Here is a 1,051-nt window from a genome sequence, read left to right on the forward strand (position 1 = left end):
GCTTATTGATACAACAGCAAATAAAAGTTATCCCATTAAAGTAAATACTGTGAATGGTTATATTCTTGCGGAGAAGTCGAAAAGTTACTCGATTAGTAACTTTACCTACCAACCAAATCATAAATACAGCGTATCTCTAACAGTTAATGGTAAGAAAACCACACTTTAAGAGGCTTATATGAAATACATTATAGGTGTCTTATGTGTTGCGTATTTTCCTGCATATTCTTTTGCCGAACAGTTACTAGATCATACGAATACTGCAGTTCCCAGTGTTCCTAAATCTGTAGGTAGCAATGGTGAATATACACAAGTAGGAGCGAATGAGCAGGAGCAAGATCTTAATTTCATTCATCTATTTTTAAATGTTTCGATTAACTCAAATGCTAATGAAGATTTGGTTGCAGTAAAGCAATCTAAGGATGGAAAACTATATATTCGATCTAGCACTTTAAAAACTTTAAGACTAAAAATGGATGAAGATATCCCAGATAATCAGTGGGTATGTATTAATGATCTAAACGGAATCCAGTTTAAATATCTCGAAAATGAGCAGTCTCTAAACCTAAATGTTCCATCGGATATGTTGACAGGCTATGCAGTGGACCTCAATGGTCAGCAGGTCACTAGCCCACATTTGCTAAAGATGAAACCCTTAAATGCAGCCATTCTGAACTACAGTCTGTATAACACCATAACCAATGATGAGAATGTTTTCTCTGGTACGGCAGAAGGGATCTTTAATAGCGCAATCGGTAACTTTTCTTCAGGCGTTTTATATAACGGTAGTAATGAAAATAGTTATAGTCATGAAAAGTGGGTGCGCCTAGAAAGTAAGTGGCAATATGTCGACCCTGAGAAGATCAGGATATATACCCTAGGGGACTTTATTTCCAATAGCCCAGATTGGGGCAGTAGTGTCCGTCTTGCCGGTTTTCAGTGGTCGAGTGCTTATAGCCAACGCGGGGATATTGTCACCTCGGCACTCCCGCAATTCTCTGGCTCGGCAGCACTGCCTTCAACCCTAGACTTATACGTCAACCAGCAAAAG

2 pseudogenes are annotated in these 1,051 nt (G+C 38.8%); both read left to right on the forward strand.

What is annotated here, in order from left to right:
- Positions 1 to 169 (forward strand): annotated as a pseudogene (locus HMPREF0013_RS0105950) (molecular chaperone); the annotation flags it as partial.
- 9 nt (positions 170 to 178) lie between these two features.
- Positions 179 to 1,051 (forward strand): annotated as a pseudogene (locus HMPREF0013_RS24225) (fimbrial biogenesis outer membrane usher protein); the annotation flags it as partial.

Source organism: Acinetobacter sp. SH024 (assembly GCF_000163635.1).
GTDB lineage: Bacteria > Pseudomonadota > Gammaproteobacteria > Pseudomonadales > Moraxellaceae > Acinetobacter > Acinetobacter pittii.